The sequence below is a fragment of the Brachyspira hyodysenteriae ATCC 27164 genome (genome assembly GCF_001676785.2).
Classification (GTDB): Bacteria; Spirochaetota; Brachyspiria; order Brachyspirales; family Brachyspiraceae; genus Brachyspira; species Brachyspira hyodysenteriae.
Window position 1 is genome coordinate 1,891,652 of sequence record NZ_CP015910.2, and the last position, 21,293, is coordinate 1,912,944.

The 21,293-nt window shown below is 26.7% G+C and carries 18 protein-coding genes; 10 read left to right on the forward strand and 8 right to left on the reverse strand.

What is annotated here, in order from left to right; genetic code table 11:
- Positions 1 to 88: 88 nt before the first annotated feature.
- Positions 89 to 1,342, forward strand: a complete 1,254-nt coding sequence (trpB, locus tag BHYOB78_RS08265) for a tryptophan synthase subunit beta (protein ID WP_020063825.1) — start codon at positions 89 to 91, stop codon at positions 1,340 to 1,342.
- A gap of 163 nt (positions 1,343 to 1,505) precedes the next feature.
- On the opposite strand, the gene lepB is transcribed toward trpB, so the two are convergent.
- Positions 1,506 to 2,237, reverse strand: a complete 732-nt coding sequence (gene lepB, locus BHYOB78_RS08270) for a signal peptidase I (protein ID WP_012670315.1) — start codon at positions 2,235 to 2,237, stop codon at positions 1,506 to 1,508.
- A gap of 36 nt (positions 2,238 to 2,273) precedes the next feature.
- Complete coding sequence (gatC, locus tag BHYOB78_RS08275) at positions 2,274 to 2,597, reverse strand: Asp-tRNA(Asn)/Glu-tRNA(Gln) amidotransferase subunit GatC (RefSeq protein WP_012670316.1); 324 nt, start codon at positions 2,595 to 2,597, stop codon at positions 2,274 to 2,276.
- Positions 2,598 to 2,918: 321 nt separating this feature from the next.
- Here gatC and mrdA point away from each other — a divergent pair, with 321 nt between their 5' ends.
- The 9 genes from mrdA to BHYOB78_RS08320 all read left to right on the forward strand — a co-directional run bounded on the left by mrdA (position 2,919) and on the right by BHYOB78_RS08320 (position 12,656).
- A complete protein-coding gene (gene mrdA / locus BHYOB78_RS08280) occupies positions 2,919 to 4,928 on the forward strand; it encodes a penicillin-binding protein 2 (RefSeq protein WP_012670317.1) in 2,010 nt (669 codons plus the stop codon).
- Positions 4,921 to 6,237, forward strand: coding sequence for an FtsW/RodA/SpoVE family cell cycle protein (locus BHYOB78_RS08285; protein WP_012670318.1), 1,317 nt, complete (start codon positions 4,921 to 4,923; stop codon positions 6,235 to 6,237). Before mrdA ends, BHYOB78_RS08285 begins: the two co-directional genes overlap by 8 nt.
- A gap of 11 nt (positions 6,238 to 6,248) precedes the next feature.
- Positions 6,249 to 7,400 carry a fused response regulator/phosphatase gene (locus tag BHYOB78_RS08290; RefSeq protein ID WP_012670319.1) on the forward strand — a complete coding sequence of 384 codons (1,152 nt, stop codon included), beginning with the start codon at positions 6,249 to 6,251 and terminating at the stop codon, positions 7,398 to 7,400.
- A gap of 159 nt (positions 7,401 to 7,559) precedes the next feature.
- Positions 7,560 to 8,171, forward strand: coding sequence for an acetate uptake transporter (locus BHYOB78_RS08295; protein WP_012670320.1), 612 nt, complete (start codon positions 7,560 to 7,562; stop codon positions 8,169 to 8,171).
- Positions 8,172 to 8,390: 219 nt separating this feature from the next.
- Positions 8,391 to 9,110, forward strand: coding sequence for a periplasmic-type flagellar collar protein FlbB (locus BHYOB78_RS08300; protein ID WP_012670321.1), 720 nt, complete (start codon positions 8,391 to 8,393; stop codon positions 9,108 to 9,110).
- Positions 9,111 to 9,243: 133 nt separating this feature from the next.
- Positions 9,244 to 9,828: a hypothetical protein gene (locus BHYOB78_RS08305; RefSeq protein WP_038369809.1), complete on the forward strand. Its 585-nt coding sequence runs from the start codon at positions 9,244 to 9,246 to the stop codon at positions 9,826 to 9,828.
- 105 nt (positions 9,829 to 9,933) lie between these two features.
- Positions 9,934 to 10,464 carry an RNA 2',3'-cyclic phosphodiesterase gene (gene thpR, locus BHYOB78_RS08310; RefSeq protein ID WP_020063827.1) on the forward strand — a complete coding sequence of 177 codons (531 nt, stop codon included), beginning with the start codon at positions 9,934 to 9,936 and terminating at the stop codon, positions 10,462 to 10,464.
- A gap of 101 nt (positions 10,465 to 10,565) precedes the next feature.
- Positions 10,566 to 12,023 (forward strand): B12-binding domain-containing radical SAM protein, encoded by a 1,458-nt coding sequence (locus tag BHYOB78_RS08315; protein ID WP_020063828.1) that lies wholly within the window; start codon positions 10,566 to 10,568, stop codon positions 12,021 to 12,023.
- Positions 12,024 to 12,098: 75 nt separating this feature from the next.
- The gene (locus BHYOB78_RS08320; RefSeq protein WP_012670325.1) at positions 12,099 to 12,656 is read left to right on the forward strand and encodes a carboxymuconolactone decarboxylase family protein; all 558 of its coding nucleotides are present in this window, start codon (positions 12,099 to 12,101) and stop codon (positions 12,654 to 12,656) included.
- A 105-nt stretch (positions 12,657 to 12,761) separates the two neighbouring features.
- On the opposite strand, the gene BHYOB78_RS08325 is transcribed toward BHYOB78_RS08320, so the two are convergent.
- The 6 genes from BHYOB78_RS08325 to BHYOB78_RS08350 form a co-directional block, all read right to left on the reverse strand.
- On the reverse strand, positions 12,762 to 14,036 hold the full coding sequence (locus BHYOB78_RS08325; RefSeq protein WP_020063829.1) for a tetratricopeptide repeat protein: 1,275 nt from the start codon (positions 14,034 to 14,036) through the stop codon (positions 12,762 to 12,764).
- Between the two features lie 333 nt (positions 14,037 to 14,369).
- Positions 14,370 to 15,101, reverse strand: coding sequence for a polyprenol monophosphomannose synthase (locus tag BHYOB78_RS08330; RefSeq protein WP_012670327.1), 732 nt, complete (start codon positions 15,099 to 15,101; stop codon positions 14,370 to 14,372).
- Positions 15,098 to 17,806: a DUF4132 domain-containing protein gene (locus BHYOB78_RS08335; protein ID WP_020063830.1), complete on the reverse strand. Its 2,709-nt coding sequence runs from the start codon at positions 17,804 to 17,806 to the stop codon at positions 15,098 to 15,100. The genes BHYOB78_RS08330 and BHYOB78_RS08335 overlap by 4 nt, the downstream gene beginning before the upstream one ends.
- Before the next feature lie 76 nt (positions 17,807 to 17,882).
- Positions 17,883 to 18,911, reverse strand: coding sequence for a dual-specificity RNA methyltransferase RlmN (gene rlmN / locus BHYOB78_RS08340; RefSeq protein WP_012670329.1), 1,029 nt, complete (start codon positions 18,909 to 18,911; stop codon positions 17,883 to 17,885).
- Between the two features lie 158 nt (positions 18,912 to 19,069).
- Positions 19,070 to 19,309, reverse strand: coding sequence for an FmdB family zinc ribbon protein (locus BHYOB78_RS08345; RefSeq protein ID WP_012670330.1), 240 nt, complete (start codon positions 19,307 to 19,309; stop codon positions 19,070 to 19,072).
- 300 nt (positions 19,310 to 19,609) lie between these two features.
- Complete coding sequence (locus tag BHYOB78_RS08350; RefSeq protein WP_020063831.1) at positions 19,610 to 21,163, reverse strand: xylulokinase; 1,554 nt, start codon at positions 21,161 to 21,163, stop codon at positions 19,610 to 19,612.
- Positions 21,164 to 21,293 lie beyond the last annotated feature (130 nt).

A 21,293-nucleotide genomic window follows, 5' to 3' on the forward strand; every position in this document is an offset into this window, starting at 1 on the left:
TACTATTGACAATTTTTTTATACATGTTAATATTACTATATAAAGTAATACCACTAATAAAAATATTAAAATTAAGGATTTTATAAATATGAAAAATAGTAATAAAGGTTTTTTCGGTAAATTCGGAGGAAGATTTGTACCGGAAGCATTGGAAAAATTATTAATTGAATTGGAAGAGGCTTTCTTGCATTATATCAATGATAAAGAATTTCTAAGCGAACTTGAAGAATTAAGAGCTGATTTTATAGGAAGACCTACTCCATTAATGTACGCTAAAAATTTGTCAGAAAAGATTGGAGGGGCTAAGATATATGTAAAATTAGAAGGTCTTGCTCATACAGGTGCACATAAGATTAATAATTCTATAGGGCAGGCATTGCTTGCTAAAAAAATGGGCAAGAAAAAAATTATTGCAGAAACCGGAGCTGGTCAGCATGGACTTGCAACTGCTGCCGCCTGTGCAAAATTAGGACTTGAATGCTCCATTTATATGGGTGAAATCGATGTGAAAAGACAGCAGCCTAATGTGGCTTCTATGGAATTATACGGAGCTAATGTGGTATCCGTTACTAAAGGAGGAAGAGGACTTAAAGATGCTGTTGATATGGCATTGGAAGATTGGGTTAAAGATTTAAAAGATACACATTATTTACTTGGAAGCGCTGTAGGTCCTAGCCCTTATCCTGATATTGTAAGGACTTTTCAATCTGTAATAGGAAGAGAATTAGATAAACAAATACAAGAAAAAAATTTAAATGTTAAAGCCTTGATAGCATGTGTAGGCGGCGGTTCTAATGCTATAGGATTTTTCGAGCCTTTTATAGAAAGAGAAAATCCTAAATTAATAGCTGTAGAAGCAGGCGGAATAAGTATGAATCTAGGAGAGAATGCTATTAGAATGCAAAATCCTTATGCTAAAGATGTTGCAGCTCAGGGATATATGAGTAAATTCATTCTAAAAGAAAATGGTGAAATATCTGAAACTATGTCAATATCTGCTGGATTAGATTATCCTGGAGTTGGTCCTCAGCTTGCATATTTATGTGAATCAGGAAGAATAGAGTTCACTTATGCCACTGATAAAGAAGCAATAAATGCTGTAAAAGAATTTGCTAGTCATGAAGGTGTTATATTTGCATTAGAAAGTGCCCATGCTGGTGCTAAGGCTATAGAATATGCCAAGCAATATAGTAAAGATGATGTTATTATAGTTAATATGTCAGGAAGAGGAGATAAAGATATATTCATAACTTCACCTATATTTAGACCTAATAAATGGAAAGAATTCTTAAAAAGTGAATTAGAAAGATTAGAGAAAAACATAGATATTCACAAATTTTAACCTCACAATTATATATTACTTAGGTTTTTGTTTATTATTATTATTTAATATTCAAAAACCTATTTTTTTATTATATGTACATTAAAAAATAGCTGATACGAATAAATATATAATGATATAGTATAGTTAAGTTAAGTTAATAAAATTATATTATAAATGTTTTTTATTTGGATATAACTTTTCCATCTATATTAGAGAAATGAACATTTCCAAAATCTCTGCTGTCATAACCATAATCTCTATTATCTGATAATACAAAATATTCATTGTAGCCTATAATATAAGGACCAAAATTATCTCTTGTAGATACTTCATTATTCAATATTCTTCCATCGAACTCTACATTAGCCCAAGGTTCATTCAAAACTTCTCCATTTATATAAACAACCTTATTCCTTATCTCTATTGTTTCATTTGGAAGTCCGACAACCCTCTTTATTAAATATCTAGTATTCGATATGTTTACATTTCCAAAAGTTATAAAATAAACAAAATAAGAAGCGAATCTTTTGAGAAAAAATTCTTTTTCAGTTCTGGGATCTATCATAAATACAATATCTCCCCTTTTAGGTCTTGAAAAAACAATAGTCTTTCCTGTAAGAGATGATACAAAAGGTTTTAATGCTATGCCGTATCTTAATTTAGATGTTACTAATATTTCATTAGGCTCTATAGTATTCATCATAGTAGAGCTTTTCATTCTATCAATTCTTATAAATAAAGTAAAAATTCCAAATAAAATAAAAGCAATAATAAATCCTAATATTAATCTAGCAACTACTCTATAAAGTAGGCTATTGCTCCTATAATATATAAAAATAAAAGGTTTTAATACAGCCTTGAGTGCATTAATTTTTTCTTTTTTTATTTCTTCTCTATCATAAGAATAATTCATCTATAATTGATGACCTCTGTAAATTAAAATAATTTTTTATGATTTTTTAGCTTGGTGCTCACTATTTTCTAAAGCAGCAGGAACAGCAGGAACTACAATATATCCATATTCACCGCTTCTGCATAAATCCATTATTACTTCATTATCTAATGTAGGACCTTGAACATCTTCTCTTAAATATTCAGGTAAATCTATAACATGATATAAAGGATCAATACCATCAACATTAACTTCAAATAATCCTTCTATAAATTCCAAATCTTTATTTAATCTATCTAACATTTCATCTTTTTGATTTTCTTCTATTCTTAATCTTGTTTGATATAAAAGAGCTTCTAATTCTTCTCTGTCTGTAGTCATTATTATATCCTTAAAAATTATAATTATAAACATAATATACTATAATAAATAATTTTTCAATAGTTTATATATTTTTTTAATAGGCATTAATATATAAATAACTATAATTCAAAATTATTAAAAATCATAATTTTTGTATTTTAGGTATTTAAATTTTAGGTAAAAAGATGTATCATTTTTTTAAAATTAATTAACATAATATTAAATTAATGAGTAAAAAATATACTAAAAAATACCGTTATTTATACTATTGATAAAAATTTTTTGTTAATATAATATTAATATATTAATAATAATTCTTAAAAGGTAAAAGGTTTATTTATGAATTTTTTAGAAATAGAATTAAACAAAGATAAAAAAATAATAAGCGAAGATTTTAAATATAGAAAAAGATTAATAGTTGTATTTATAATATCAATATTAGTTGCCGCTTTATTATTAATAAGATTATTCTATTTACAAATAATACAAAATGAGCATTATGACAGCTTAGCAAGAAATAACAAAGAACAAATAATACCTATAGATGCCTATAGAGGAGAAATTTACGATAGAAATGGCATTATAGTGGCAGAAAATATAAAAACATACACAATGTACATGATACCGGTATATTTACCTAAGAATTATTTTGAAAGAGAAGAATTATTATACAGAGTATCTAAAGTATTTAATATAGATTTAGGACATATAAAGTCTAGTTTGGAAAAAGTATCAAAAAACAGCTATGAATCAGTAGAAATATCAGAAAATATATCAATGTCTCAAATGAGTTATTTAGCTGAAAGATCTGAAGAATATCCTGGAGTATATTATGGCAGTAAATCTATAAGGCATTATCCTCTTGGCGAAACTATGACGCATGTATTGGGATATATAGGAAACATATCTCAGGAAGAATTTGAAAGCAAACAAGCTGAAGGATATAGAAGAAACAGTGTTATAGGTAAAGAAGGTGTAGAACAATTTTATGATAAAGAGCTTAGAGGTATAGATGGTTATGAGCAATGGATAGTAGACTCAAGAAACAGAGTAAAAGAAACTATAACTCCTGCTATAGGAAAGCCTATACCAGGAAAAAAACTTATATTAAGTATAGATTCTAAAGTACAGAAAGATGCAGAAGATTTAATAAAAGGACAAGTAGGAACTATAATAGTATCAAAACCTACAACAGGTGAAATATTAGCTATGGTTAGTTCTCCTTGGTATGATCCTAATATTTTTATAGGTAAAATAGACAGACAAAAATATGCTGAACTTATTAATAACCCTGCCAATCCATTCTGGAATAAAGCTATAAGAGGAAGATACCCTCCTGGTTCTACATTCAAATTAGTAACTTCTGTAGGAGCATTGGCTGAGAAAAGAATAGGAGTAAATACTACAAGATACTGCGGCGGCGGTATGCTTCTTGAAAATAGATTCTATAGATGTACAGGTCAGCATGGTTATGTAAATATGTATAAAGCTATTCAGTTCTCATGCAATACATATTTCTATAACTTGGCTTATGAATTGGGACCTAACTTCATTAAAAGATATGCTGAAATGTTAGGTTTCGGAGATACTACAGGTATAGATTTACCTGGAGAAAAAGTAGGGGTTGTTCCTAGTGCCGATTGGAAAAGAAGAAAAATCGGAGAGTATTGGTGGGATGGAGACACTATTCAATACGTTATGGGACAAGGATATATGTCTGCTACTCCTATAGCTGTACATATGGCTACTTCAGCTATAATAAATGACGGAGTAATGTACAGACCGCATGTTGTTAAAGAAATAAGAAGTTCTCAAACAGATGAAGTTATATACAATAATGATAAAGTGATAATAAAGAAATTAGATATAGACAAGAATATATTTACAGTAGTTAAAGAAGGTATGAGAATGGCTGTAACAGGAGGTACTGCAAGAAATGGTGCTTGGTCTCCTAATATTAAGTTAGCAGCTAAAACAGGTACAGCACAAAACGCACAAGGTAAAGACCATACTTGGGTTACAATATTTGGACCTTATAATCCTAGACCTACTGATGATATGATAGCAGTTACAGTTATGCTTGAGCATAGCGGCGGCGGCGGCGGTACTACTGCTGGACCTATTGCTACTGCAATGCTTCGTTCTATATTAGGCGGAGAGGATGCTGTAGAGGCTAGAAACGTTATATATGCTAGAATGCAGTATATATATCAGCAGATAAGACTTGCAAGAGAAAAAATGAGAGCAGAGGCAGAAGCTCAGGAAAATGGAGAAACATTAGAAAATATTGACGGAGAACAGCAAAAAGAAACAAAAACTGAAGAAGACGAGAGGATAAAATATGAATGATAAAAAAGAATTAAAGAAATTATTTGTCTTCGATTGGAAAATATTAGCAGCTGTAATATTTTTAATGGTTGCTGGGGCTATTGCGGTATATTCATCAACATATTCCCCTGAATCAGGAAAAACTAGCTGGATGTTCTTAAAGTTTATATTCTTCTGTGCAACTGGTATAGTATTAATATTTATAAGTATGTTTATAAATTATACTAAATTGGCAGAACATAGAATGTCTTTATACATACCTATGTTAGGAATTTTAGTATTAGTATTGATACCAGGAGTAGGAACTACAGTAAACGGCAGCAGCAGCTGGTTATTCGGTATGCAGCCTTCTGAGTTTGGTAAAATAGTTGTTATAATCTTCTTAGCCGGTTATTTAGATCAAATAGGAGATAAAATAAAAGAAATAAAATATTTTGCTTTGGCAGGACTTTTTATTTCAATACCTATAGGTTTAGTATTGCTTCAGCCTGACTTAGGTACAGTGCTTGTATATTGTTTTATAGTATTCATAATGCTTTTTGTGGGCGGTGTTCCTACAAGATATATTATAGCATTAATAAGCATAGGTGTTATAGGACTATCTATACCTATGTTTCTTGAATATAAAAGAATGTCTGATGATATAGATAATCTGCTCTTTAACTTTTTATCTCAAAGAATATACATAGGTTATTTAGCAGGTATATTTTTATTTGTATCTGCCCTACTCCTTACATTGAATTTTTATATGAATAGTAAATATGTAGGATTATTATCATTTACTTTTTTTGTATTATTTTTATGTATGGGAGCAGCATTAACTTTTGATATAGGATTAAAAGAGTATCAGAAGCAAAGATTATTAGTATTTATGAATCCTCAATTAACCAGATTAAGTTCCGGTTATAATATTATACAATCGCTTATAGCTGTTGGAAGCGGAGGATTATTTGGAGAAGGATTTTTGAATGGAAGTCAGTCTCAGTTAAACTTCATTCCGCAGCAGGTAAATGACTTTATATTTTCTAATATATGCGAAGAATGGGGATTTATAGGAAGTTCTCTGGTAGTTTTGGCTTATGCTGTTATATTTATAAGAGGAACAATGGCGGCATATTTTGCTAAAGACAGACTCGGAGCTTTAATAGTATCCGGAGTAATAGCTATGTTATTATGCCATGTTATTATTAATATAGGTATGGTAGTAGGAATGATGCCTATTACAGGATTAACATTGCCTTTTATAAGCAGTGGTGGTTCATCTATATGGACTTTCTCTATATCAATAGGTTTAATATTTAATGTAGAAGCAAGAAGGTATGTTCATTAAAAGTTTTAGTTATGAAAAATAATATTTTGACAGAAAAAATTTTAATAGTAGATTCCAATATAGATTATGCTAAATTCCTTCAAAACTTTTTGAAAGAATCAGGATATTTATCATATATAGCCTTATCTTATGAAGAGGCAATTAATATGTCTTATGATAAAATACCCGATTGTATATTGGTAGATTATATGCTTCCTAATGCAGGAGCCTGCAGACTATCTCAGCATATAAAAAATGATAATATATTAAAAAATATCACTATACTTTTTTTAACAGCAACTAACAGTAAATCAGAATTTCTAAAAGCGTATGAATGCGGTGCGGATGGTTTTTTCTTAAAGTCATTAGATACAGATATTCTATTATCAAAGGTAAAATCGTACATAAGATTAAAAAAGGTTATAGAATCTAATATAATGTATATGAATATGCTTAAACAGGATATTGAATATGCATCAAAATTGCAGAAGTCTATACTTTCTTATGGAAATACATCAATACCTAAAAACGATATATCTATTTTTCACTATGCTCCTAATGAAGTTTCCGGAGATTACAGCGGAATAAAAAGTATAAATGATGGTTGGTATGCCATACTTTTAGCAGATGTTTCCGGACATGGTGTGGCTGCTAGTATGCTTACAATATTGATAAAATCTTTTTTTGATTCTCATATTGTAACTAATTCGCATAATACTTCCCCTGCTAATTTCATAAAAGAGTTAAATCAATTCTTTATAGAGGAAAATTTCGATAAAAATCTGTTTGCTTCTGTATTTTATGCTACATATAATAATGAAACAGGTGAATTAATATGTTCTTCTGCCGGATCTCCTAGGCCATTATTCAAATCTAAAGATGAAATAGAAGAGATTGATATAGGCGGCCCTTTAATCGGTATGACAGAAGATATCGAATACACTGAAACAAAAATACAGTTAAATCATAATGATATATTATTTATATTCACAGACGGCGCTTATGAAATCTTTGATAAAGATGGAAAAATGTTCGGAGATGAGCTTTTAAAAAATGTATTTATAAAGCATTCGCATAAAGATGTTAATGTAATAAAAGATAGCATAATAAAAGAATTAAAGTCATTTTCAGACAATATATTATCTGATGATATAAGTATGATAATATTAAGAAGAACTAATTAAATAAAAAGACAAATCATACATTATCAATCAATATAAAATATATTATATCACAATAACTGCATCTTTTTATAAAAAAATCAAATTTTATTTACATATTTAATTGACATGTAAAAATATTTTTCTATACTAAGTTAATAAATAGAGCATAGGAGTATTTAAATGAACAATGAAGTAAAAGTAACACACACATTAGCAGACCCTTCGCCGTACGGTTTATTTGGTCTTGCTGTAATCACATTTGTGGCATCTACACAAAAGTTAGGAATCACAACAGGTGTTTCAGGTTTAATACCTTGGGCAATATTCTTGGGATGTATTCCTCAATTTGTAGCTGCTATTGTAGATTTCAAAAAAGATAATGTATTTGGTGCAACTGTATTCGGATCTTTCGGATTATTCTGGTTTGCAGTAGCCGTTGTTTGGCTTATATCTGTCGGAGTATTCGGAGAAGATATGAAGAACACCCTTGATATGAAACAATTCGGAGTTGTATGTGTAGCATATTTATTTCTTGTTGTACCTTTGACTTTTGGTGCTGCTGAAGCTCATAAAGTTCTATTCTTTATATTTATTGCTGTAGATGTATTATTAGTAGCTATGGCATTAAATTATTTTGGTATAGCTCCTAAAGAAACTCAACTTGTAGCTGGAATATCTGAACTTGCTGCTGCTTTAATAGGTTTTTATGGATGTGCTGCTGGAGTATTAAATAAAAACTTAGGAAGAGTGGTATTACCTGTTGGAAAACCGCTAGGAATATTCAAAAAATAGTATATATAGTATATTTTTAGTAAAAAAGGGCCGTATATAATTATTATATATGGCCTTTTTTATATCATATTTTTATATAAATAATAAAAAAATATGATAACTAAATATTTTATTATTACGATAATAATTATGATAACAAAATATTAGTTGACATATTATTGTTTTTTCTATATTATGTTATCATAATATTTATCTATTGCAATAAGGTGATTAAAGGTTATGAAACTAAAAATAGGAATTTTAACTATAGTAAATTTAATAGCATTTATAGCACTATTATATATGTTTGATATATTTGGTGTTGTTAATTATTATACTTTAATGCGTAATAAAATAGCACCTAATGTACCGGGTTTTTTAACAAGATTCACTCAAAAACCTAGAGTAGAAGATATGACTCTTTTGGCTAGAGAAGATCTTAATAAAATGAGAGAATCATTCAATTTAAGAGAAAAAGATTTGCAGGCTCAGGAATCTTTAATAGCAAGCAGAGCAATAGAATTGAACACTCAATCTGAATTGATAGAACAAGACAGACAAAATCTTTTAAATGCTTGGTCTAATTATCAAGCTACTATGGATGAATCTTCTCAGTATCAATTAGTATTAACTGACCTTGCTAATAAAATCAATAGTATGCCTCCTCAAAGCTCTGTGGCATTACTTAATCAGTTAGCTGCTAATGGTTCTGATGACTTAATCATAGATGTATTATTAGAAATGGACTCTATAGCTGCTGCTGAAGGAAGAAACAGTACTACTTCTTACCTTTTAAGCTTAATGGATCCGAATGTTGCTGCTAGAATATTAGAAAAATATGAAGCAAGATCTAATCCTGGAAATAATACAGTACCTTCTTCACCTAATGACTTCCCTAATTATATGCCTGATAATAATGACGCTATGTTAAATGAAGGCATAATGGATATGGGAGCATAAAACTTTATATAAAAAATAATGAGCCGTTTCTAAATATTTAGAAGCGGCTTTTTTATTTTAACTTAAAAATCAATATTGACAAATAAAGGCTTATAGGGTATAACTTCATTTATGATAATTGGAGGTTTTATATATGCTGAGATTAGCATTAATGTTTGTTATATTATTTTCTTTTAATCTTTATTCCCAAAAGATTGATGATAAGCCTATGAAAATAAATAAAAATTACTTTACTGATGAAGGTAATTTAAAAAATAAAAAAGACTTATCTGTTTATGCCATTAGAAAAATTAGATTTACAGATAAATCATCTTATGAGATGATAATATTGAAAAATAATTATTGGTATTACTACTCTTTATTTCAAATAGAACAAAATAATAAATACAAATATATCGGTACTATTGCTTTTAAAAGTTTTAATCAAACAGAAGGACTAATTGGAAATATAGTTTATAAAGATAATTTTTTCACTGTAGAGCATACTGTTATGTCAAATCTAAAAATGTATATAACATTTAAATATCATGATGATAAAAAAATATATTTAGATAAAGCTAGTATGATTGTAGAACTCGTTGATAATAGTTCAGCAGCAAGTACTAATGAAGCAAAAACAACTGCTAAGCAGGTTAATGGTAATGTAGTGCCTAATAAAATTTTATACGAAGATGTTACAATGGATACGATATCAAAATTATTGAGTCTTGATATATAATTATATTTTGTAAAAAATTACAGAGATATAATAAAAAATACAATTCTCTGTAAAGATATTATAATAGACACAATATAAAATCATTAAACATAGAGCTGCAATATTATGAGAGCATTTTTAGCATTAAACTTAAATCAAGAAATAAAAAATAAATATTCTAATATACTTAGAATAAATGAAAATATAGCAGAATTAAAAAAAGTATCAAAAGATAAAATGCATATAACATTAGTATTCTTTGATAATATAAAAGAAGAGCAAATAGAATTAATAAAAAAAGAAGTGATTAACTCCTCACCTACTCCATTTAATATAAACTTTGAAAATATTTCTTACTTCACAAATAAATTCAAAGACATAAATGTAATATTCGTAAAAGCAGTAAGCGAGGAATTAAAAAATTATGTCAAAACTTTAAGAAGCAATTTAGATAATATAAACAGTCTTAAATATGACAAAAAAGATTTTAAATCTCATATCACATTAGCAAGAGTTAAAAAAGTTTATGATAATGAAAAATTAAAAGAAAATATTGAGGAAATAGAATTTAGAGCATCATCTTTTATAGCTGATTCTATCACTTTATATTCAAGCGATTTTTATAATTATACAGAAATTTTCACTATCAATTTTTAATTATATCATTCTATCAATCATTTACATTTTTATTAATTAAAGTATAATCTAATAAATAAACATAATAATAAATTTTTATAATTACAAAGGTAAATAAATTTATGAATAAAATAAATAGAATATATATAGGCTATCCTCCATTTGAAAGCGACAGAGGAGTAGCATTATTATCACAGAACAGACAATTTCAATGGTTTAAAAGTCCTACATATATTTATCCTGTTGTTCCTGCTACTGCAGCCACTATGATAAAAAATGCAGGATATCAAGTAGATTTTATTGATGCCATAGCTAGAAATATGACTACTAAAGAATGGTATCAATATTTAGATTCTAATACACCTGATTTATTATTTTTTGAAGTAAAAACTCCTGTTATATATAAGGCTTGGAAAATAGTTGATGATCTAAAAGAAAAATATCCTAATATGATTGTTGTTATTGCTGGAGATCATGTTACTGCTATGCCTGATGAAACTATGAATAACTGTAAAGTGGATTATTTACTTACAGGCGGGGACTATGATTTCTTGCTTTTTAATTTAATAGAATATTTAAACGGCAAAGCTCAATTAGAAAAAGGCATATATTACAGAGAATCAAACACTATAAAAAATACAGGATTCTTTGAATTAAGACATGATTTAAAAAGCCTCCCATTCATAGACAGAGATTTAACCGAGTGGCAGAGATACGCCTATGATAATGGAAACTTCAAACGCATACCAGGAACTTATATAATGGCGGGAAGAGACTGCTGGCATCATAGATGTACTTTCTGTTCTTGGACTGGCATATATACAAATTTCCGTGCTAGAACTGCTGAGAATGTTGTTGATGAAGTGGATTTCCTTTACAATAAATACAATATAAGAGAGATAATGGACGATACAGGTTGTTTTCCTGTAAAAAAATGGCTTAATGATTTCTGTAATTATATGATAGATAAAAAACTAAATAAAAAAGTTAATATAGACTGCAATATGCGTTTCGGTGCTTGTAATGAAGATGAATACAGACTTATGAAAAAAGCAGGATTTAGATTTTTATTATTTGGCTTAGAATCTGCAAGTCAAAATACATTAGACAGACTCATAAAAGGAAATAAAGTTGAAGAGATACTTCCTTCTTGTAAAGCGGCATCTGATGCAGGATTATCTCCTCATATCACAGTAATGCTTGGTTATCCTTGGGAAACAGAAGAAGATATTGAAAAAACTTATGAGCTTACAAAAAAACTTCTTTTAAAAGGCTATGCTAAAACTATGCAAGCTACAATAATAATTCCATATCCTGGTACTGAATTATTTAATCAATGTAAAAGAGAAAATTGGCTTACCACAGAAAATTGGGAAGATTATGATATGCGTACTGCTATAATGAAAACTGATGTAGGCGAAGAAAAAATCAAATGCTGGATACAAAAACTTTATAATCTTAGCTTTACTCCGCAATTTTTAATGCATAAAGTATTATCAATTAGGGATTTAGATGATATTAAATATTATTTAAGAGCATTTAAAAAAGTTTCAAAAGGTCATTTAAAAGACTTTGCATAATTTTGTTTTTATTATAAAATAGATAGAACTATTAATCATAAATTTTTATTAATAAATTAAAATAAGGAGTTATTTATGGCTAGAGTTAAATTTATGGAATATGAAGAAGCTCAAGGAAAAGTAAAAGAAGCTTTCGACTATCAATTAAAAAAAAGCGGCAGTGTTACAAATATGAAAAAAGCATTATTAAACGACTATGCTACTTATGAAGCATTTATGGGTTGGTATGTTTCATTTGACAGATTAGTAGAAGTTGTAGGTAAAAGAGCTGCTATGATATTAGCACATTCTGTTTCTACTACTAACGGATGTATGCTTTGTTCTTTATTCTTCATCAGAGATTTAAAAGCTATAGGAGATGATCCTAAAAATCTTAAACTTGATGAAAAAGAACAATTATTATCACAATTAGGTATGCAAATGGTTAAAGACCCTAATGGTGTTACTGATGAACTTATGAATAATCTTAAAAAACATTTCAATGATTCTGAAATAGTTACTATAGTTGGTTTTGCTGCTCAAATGATGGCTACTAACAATTTCAATGCTGTATTAAAAATAGATTTAGATGAATCTTTGATACCTATACAAGGCGAGTTTGAAAAAGAAACTTGGAGAGCAAAAAATAACTAATATATTTAATAATAATTAATTATATAAAAAACAAGGGGATTAATTCTCCTTGTTTTTTTATTATTTTATTACATATATTTTTTATGATAAACTTTATCTATATAATTATTTAGATAATTTTTTTAAAGCTTCTTCTTTATTATTCTTAGCCTTTTCATAATTAGAATCTATTTCTATGGCTTTATCATAATCTTTTAAAGCTTCTTCATATAATCCAATACTATATTTAGCAAATCCTCTGTTATTATATGCCTCTGCAGATTTAGGATTTAATTCTATAACCTTATCATAATTTTTAATTGCCTCTTCATAATCCGACAAATTATAATATGAAAGAGCCCTATTATAATAAGCATTTATATGATTAGAATCCAATTCTATTACTATATCATAATCTTTTATAGCCTCATTATGAAGACCCATATTATTTTTTGCCACTGCTCTATTATAATATGCATCAATATATTTAGGCTCTATATTTATTGCTATATTAAAATCTTCTATAGCATCTTCATATAATCCCAATGCACTTTTTGAATTGCCCCTATTATTATATGCATAAAAATATTGCGGAGATAATTCTATAGCTTTATCAAAATCCTCTATAGCTTCTTTATAAAGCTCCAAATTATATTTTGCTGTTCCTCTATTATTATAGGCATCTGTATATTCATCATATATTTCTAATGCCTTATTTATATCTATTATAGCCTCATTATACAAACCTAATCCTATTTTACATGCTCCCCTATTATTATAAGCATAAGAACTATTTGAATTAGAAATTTCTATAACTTTATTATAGTAACTAATAGCTTCTTCATAAAGCCCAATACTTCTTTTAGCATCACCTATTCCATTATAGGCATATACTTCTGTATCATCCAACTCCAAAACTTTTTTATAATCTTCTATAGCTTCAATATATTTTTTTGACATTAATTTTATAAATGCCCTGTCTATATAAGCATCTATATTATTACTATCTAAAATTATAGCCTTATCAATATCTTTTATAGCCTCTTCATAATAACCCAAATTACCTTTAGCATATCCTCTGTCATCATAAGCCTTTGAATGAGTAGGTACTAATTCTATTACCTTATCATAATCATTTATGGCTGCCTCATAAAGTCCCAAATTAGATTCACAGTTTGCCCTATTATAATAAAGCTCAGCATAATTTTCATCTATTTCTATACCTTTACTATAATAATTAATTGCTTCTTCATAAAATCCCAAAGCCTGTTTAGTAATACCTAGATAATTATATATTTCAGAATTATTTCTATCTTCTTCTAAAGCTTTAATAAATAATGCTGCAGCTTTTTCAAACTGAGTTTCTCTAAATAATTGCAAACCTTCTTCAAAGTATGACATTACATCTTCCTTTATTATGAATAAAAATTATTTATTATTGCTAGCTATAAACTTTTTATTATTAATAAAAATTGTTCGCACCCAATCTCTGACAAGTAAACTTGTCAGACGCTCACAATTTTTTATTTTGAAAGTAGCTAGTAACTAAAGTTATTAGCTGCTTGTGTTTATAGCCTTAAAATTAGTACTATTTATTACAATAATAAATACAAATAAATTTATCAAACTATAACAAAATAACTTTTTATATAAATTTAAATTATTGCTAATAAAAATCAATTATTTTATTCTATTAAAAATAAACTTAATAAATTTTATAACATTCAAAAATTATTATTTTGATTGAGTATTAAAATATTTTTTCTTATTTCTAAATCTTAAACGAATAACTCTAAATAATGCCTCTGCTATAATATTTTTAGACATCTTTGATTGTCCGCTTCTTCTTTCATAAAATATTATAGGTTCTTCTTCTACTTTATATCCATTGCTTTCAAAAGAATAATTCATTTCTATCTGAAAAGAATATCCTGCTGAAAGTATATTATCAAAGTTCATATTTTTTAATACAGATACTCTAAAACATTTAAATCCGCCTGTAATATCCATAATTTTAGAACCTAAGACAAATGAAGCATATCTATTTCCATAATATGAAAGGAAAAGTCTTCTTAAAGGCCAATTTACAACACTTATTCCATTGCAGTATCTTGATCCTATTAATAAATCTAATTTTTCATTTTCCATTCTTTCTATAAATTTAATAACAAAATCAGGATCATGAGAAAAATCAGCATCCATTTCTATTACATAATCAGGATTATATTGAAATGAATGTTTAAATCCAGCGATATATGCAGGTCCAAGTCCTTCTTTCTTTTCTCTTTTTAGTAAATGTACTCTATTATTAGATAAATATTTTTCTACTATACCAGCAGTACCGTCAGGGCTATTATCATCTACAACTAAAATTTCTATATATTCAGGCAATGATAATACTTTATTAAGCATTTTTTCTATATTATCTTTTTCATTATATGTAGGCAATACTATAATGGCTTTCATTTTATATCTGATTCTCTCCTATTTCTTTTTTCTGTCCTTGTTGTTTTTTGCACATTCTTCTTAATATAATTATCTATATTGAACATAATATATTTTACATACCTTACATATGATGTTCTAGGATCTATTATATTTTTGTATGAAAATATTTCATTATTATTATCTATAGTATAGAATACAATATCTCCAAATAAAATAATATCATTATCATCTATTGCATTATCCATACCCATTAAATTAATTTTTATTCCAATAGATATAGATGAATCTATGATCTTATATCCTACTATATACGAATTCTCATAATCTAATTCCATATCAAGAGAATCACTCAAATTCTTAAAAGTCTTTATTTTTACTTCTTTATTTCTATATTTTACAATGATATTTTCTTTTATATCTCCATCTTCAAAAGAGAAATTAATATTCTGCATCTGATTGAAAGGCTGTTTTATTTTTAAATCTGTTAATATTTGTTTAGCTTTTTTTATTTCTTCATCTGTCATTTCTACAGGGCTTGCTAATGATAATTGATATTGTTTATTTAATTTAATTTCTTCATTGTTATCTATTGCATAGAAAGTATTTGCTTTTCTATCATATTTAACTTGTCTTAATATTTTATCATTCTTATTATATATGGTCCATATAAAAATATCTGCTAATGTACTCATAATATAATTTTCTTCAAATATTTTTTTCCAATCATCAGATGACCATTTTTTTCCTGTCATTAATGCTTTATTAAGCCTTGATGCCTGAAATTTATATGTAGCTTTTATATTATTTTTTATACTAAAGAATTCATCTAATAAATTTTTACTTATATTATTAGATTTATCTATTTTAGTTATATATTCTTTTTTCTTATTATCAAATATTTTATCTATATCTAATTTTTCATTTATATATAATGTGAAAGAGCATGAATCATCTTTTAATAATTTCTTGCCCTCTTTATCTATTCCAAAATCAAGTATTATTTTATCAGATAATTTATCCTCAGAAATATCCAATTTTTTAGCAGCAGCTTTGAATGCTAATTTTGAAGTATTCTTTATCTGATAATATTTGAAATTATTTGATATATAATCAATAAGAATAAGAGAATAAAGACTTCCATTAAATGCCAATGTAGATATTGCATAATTAGCAAGAGATATTCTTCCTGATTCACACCATTCTTTCAGATTGTATCCAACTTTTTCTATTTTATAATCTGATTCATATACTAAATATGGAATCATTACATATTTATAAGTTGTGTCAGCACCTTCAAATATCCATCTGTCATATATAGTTTTTATTACATTAATAAAAGAATTAAAGTCAAAATACGAAATTATTTTATCTAAATCTTTTATTTTTGTAGGAGCTTTGAGCCTTGAATATTCTAAGTATATATATTTAATTATTATTATAGGTATAGTTTGATTAGAATTTTTGCTTTTTACACCATATAATAAAGATTCATCTAAACATAATAGATTCTTTTCAAATTTCTTATTATAATTTTTATTTACGAAATTAACTATACTATCAACATCTTTAAAACCTGAATTAATAATTTTTTTATTTTTCCATCTTTTTAAGATATCTCTAGCTAAATCATTATCCAAACTTTTTAAATATTCATAAGATTCTTTTTTCTTACGGTTAATTATTTTTATTGCGGACTTTCTAATACTTGCAGATTTATTTTCTAAAAGTGAGCATAATATTTTACTTGATCCAAAATCTATTTCTTTGCTATAAAGCTCATTTAAAAATGGTATAAAGTTCTTACTGTTTTTTGTAACTCTTTTAACAAAATTTTTATTTGTAAATAGACTTTCGAAATATTCTGAATTCTTTTTGATAAGAGAATAGAAGAAACTATTAAACTCCCTATTTTTTATTTGAACTGCAAATGAATCATAATATGATATTCTATCATTATAAGAATAAAAGAATATATAAGAAATGATAATATCAGCTAAAGTTACATTAAGATTAGTCAAATAATCTAAACTTTCCTGATATGTTGTTGCAAATCCTTCTTTTCTTATTAACATTAAATAAGTTAATGCTTTATAGCTATTAGTTTTAAGTATTATATTAAGAAGTTTTTTAGATTTTTTTGAGTAATCTGATAATAACAAAATATAATATATTCTGTAATTATTCAATATGGATTTCTTTATAAATTCTATATCATTATTACTAGGTGCTCTTTTTATATGATATGGGGTATAGGGTTTCAGGGCACTAAAATAACCAAATGCTGATTTCTTTACATGGAATTTCTTTATTAAATCATATCTCTTATCATCTTCATATATAATATCATCATTTATTACAGTAATACTGTTAGGTGTTCCTAAATGTTCAACTACATTATATTTAACATAATAAGAATCATATATTTTCTGCATTAACAAATCTATTTTTTTATCTGCTATTTTTAAATTAGCTTTTTCATCTTCATTTTTTAGAAGAATTGCTGTTAATATTAAATATATTCCGCAGTTATTACTAGTCTCTAATATTTTATATAATGAATAAAAATATTCTTTATCTTTATTATAAGTATAATTAGCCTCTCTTAGAAAATCCAATGCATATATATCATTTTCTACTATTCCTCTATTGATAACGCATATTTCTTTTTCTAAGTTGTATCCCTCATATCTTTTACTAAATAGAGAACTATTAAATTTTTCCATAAATTACTCTTTAATATATTTTACAAATCATCTCTATTATACTACTATTTAAATAAATAATAAATACTATATTAATTTACATGTTTTTAACAGCCAATTGTCCGCAGCCTGCTAATATTTCCTGTCCTTGTTTAAATCTCTCAACAACTTCTATTCCATTATCTTTTAATATGGATTTAAATCTTAAAATAATATCCTTATTAGGTCTTTGTAATTCAGGAGCATGTTCCACAGGATTCATAGGTATAACATTAACTTTAAAAGGAAATTCCTTCTTTAAATTTACTAGCCTGTACGCATCATTAACTGAATCATTGACATCTTTAATAAGCACCCACTCAAAAGTAATCATTCTTTTACCATTTCTACTATATCTTTTAAGTATTGCCATAAGATTTTCTATAGGATATCTTTTATTAATAGGCATGATTTTATCTCTAACATCATTTTTTAATGAATGTAAGGAAACAGCTAATCTGCAGTCTAAATCTCTTTCTATTAGCTGTTTTATACCTGCCACTTCCCCTGAAGTTGATATTGTAATATGCCTTATTCCTAAATTAAAACCTTTGAATGAATTTATAGTATCTATAGCTTTAAAAAGGTTTTTAGTATTTGCTAAAGGCTCACCCATACCCATAAATACTATAGAATTAACTTTTTTTGTTACAGCTCTCATAAGTAGAAATTCAGCAAGTATCTCATCAGCTGTAAGATTCCTTGATAGCCCCATACTTCCTGTAGCACAGAAAGCACATCCATAACCGCATCCTACCTGAGATGATAGACAAAAAGTTACTCTGTCCTTTTTATTTAAAATAACAGATTCTATTTTTTTCTTATCATACAATGAAATTAACAATTTTTGTGTACCATATTCATCTTCTGATATAGTTTCTATTTTTGAATTGTGAATAAAGTAATATTCATCTAATAAATTTCTCAAATTTTTAGGTATATTGCTCATCTCCTCAAAACTTACTGCATATTTTTTATATATCCAATTAAGTATTTGAGAAGCATGAAATTTAGGAAAATTATTTTCTACACAGAATTTAGATAATTCATCTTCTGAAACATTCATTATAGATATTTTTTTAGCCATATTATAATAGTTAATAACCTTTTTTAATCTTAATTAAATAAAAAAATTATAATAGCTGATAACATATTATTCATAAGCTATCAGCTAACTAGTATTACAAATTAATTATATTATAAAATATTTTTGTGCTTATAACCTATAAGCTATTATTTAACCCCTCAGCAGCTTTTATTAGGAGTGCTTCCTGAATTACCACTTGAAGAACTAGAGCCGCCTTTATTTTTATAATCATTAACGTAGAATCCTTTTCCTTTAAAGATTATACCGCTGTTTAAAGATATCATTCTTTTAGCTTCACTTCCGCATTCAGGGCAAGTTGCTTTAGCTTCAGCGGTTATAGATTGAAATTCTTCAAATTCATGTCCGCATTTTTCACATTTATATTCATAAGTAGGCATAATTTTTTCCTTTTAAACTAAAAATTAAATTATAGTTTAATAATATATTATTTAAACAAAAATCTGTCAAGCGAATTTATTTCTACATTATTGTATTATTATTTTATTCTTACAAATCAAGATAAATTTTTATACTTAATAAAGTAATAATACTACTGCAGTTATAATTAAATTCTTTTTTTAATCAAAATCAATAATATTACTAAAGATTATTAATGTAAGCAGTTATAATTTATACATTTAAAATAAAATTATTATTAAATATATTTTTCATTATATTCATTATAAAAAACTATATAATCAAAGTACGGCTTTATTTATTTCATTAAATTTTTCTTTTAAAAGCATCATATAGTCATGATATTTATTTGCAAGATTATCATCAGGTTCTATGATTGTATTGCCAATCAAAGAATTTCTTATATCATCTAATGAAAATTTTTTCCCTAATAATAAAACAGCAGATACAGCAGCACCAAGAGAAGCACCTCCTGAAGGAAGTATTCTTATAGGGCATTTCCAAATATTTGCTATTATTTTTAATATTTCTTTATCCTTTGCAGGACCTCCTGTAACAGCAAGATCTTTTTTATGCGAAGAAGTAAATTGCTCAGAGTATAAAGCTACTAATCCCAAAGAACTTAATACTATTCCTTTATAATCATTATCAAAAGAAGGAGCTGAATGATATCTTTTTATAGGGAATGCTCTGCTTATAGGAACTGATTCATTTTCTTTCTGCCATAGAACAAGAGGCATATTATCAATATTTTTTTCTAGAGATTCTGTAATTTCTTTATAATCTCTAGTATATAATTTCATGACTTCATCCCATAATATAGCACCATTAGTTCGGCAGAATATCATAAAAGGATTTCCTATTCCATCATACATAGCATTTGATACTCCAGAATAATCTCTGCTGTTCTCATCAATATCAAGCATATAAACAAAACTAGTTCCTAATGATAATATATCTCCTTTATATAAAACCTTTGTTTGAGGATTATCACCGCTTCCTATACCAACTATACATTCGCTGTCAAATCCATATTTTTCTATAAAATATTCACTTATATATCCCGCAAAACTAGAAGGATCATTTATACTTCCTAATTTTTCTTTTAAATCATTTGATACAGTATTTAATAAAGTGTCATTCCATTCCCTTTTTGTATAATCCATTAAACTCATTCCTGATGCGTTTCCAAAATCTACAGGTATATTATCTTTTGCTGTTAATATTGATGCTATAAATGTATTTAATAAAAATATTTTGTATGTGTTTTTTGATAAGTCTTGATTATTATCAAAATTATATTTTATTACAGCACCTGTAAATCTAAGAGGAGAATTTGAGGCGGTTATTTTTATCATATTATCCTTTCCGCCTACTGCATTTCTCAATTCTTCAGCTTGTTTTTGAGTGCATGAAGTTCTCCATATAGGAGCATAATCATAGGAATATGAATCATTTAATATTTCAGCTAAACTATTATTTACAGATGATTTTTCTCTTAATTTTTCTATATTAGATTTATATTTTTCTGAAAGATAAACATGTCCATGCTGCTGAGCTGATATTTGTATTGCTTTTATATTTTTAGTATTGAATTGTTGTTTAAGCTGTAACAGAGCTTTATCTAATGCCGCTAAAAAAATATTTATATCCTGTTCAGCTTTTCCTTTTATATTTGAATCTATTAACAATGTATTTTTATTCATTTTTGAATATTTCATTTCTTCCAGTGAATTGAATGCTATAGAAATATTTAATTCATTTTTATAATTTTCACAGTTTATAATGCTTAAAGTGATACTTTGTGTACTTAAATCTATACCTAATGTATACATACTATTATCCTTAAAAATATTTATTAAATTATTTTATTAAAAAATATATATTAAAGATATAAAAAATATATATGAAAAAAATATTTTTTTTAATTGATTTTTATGTATTTTTGGTATTTATTAAAAACTA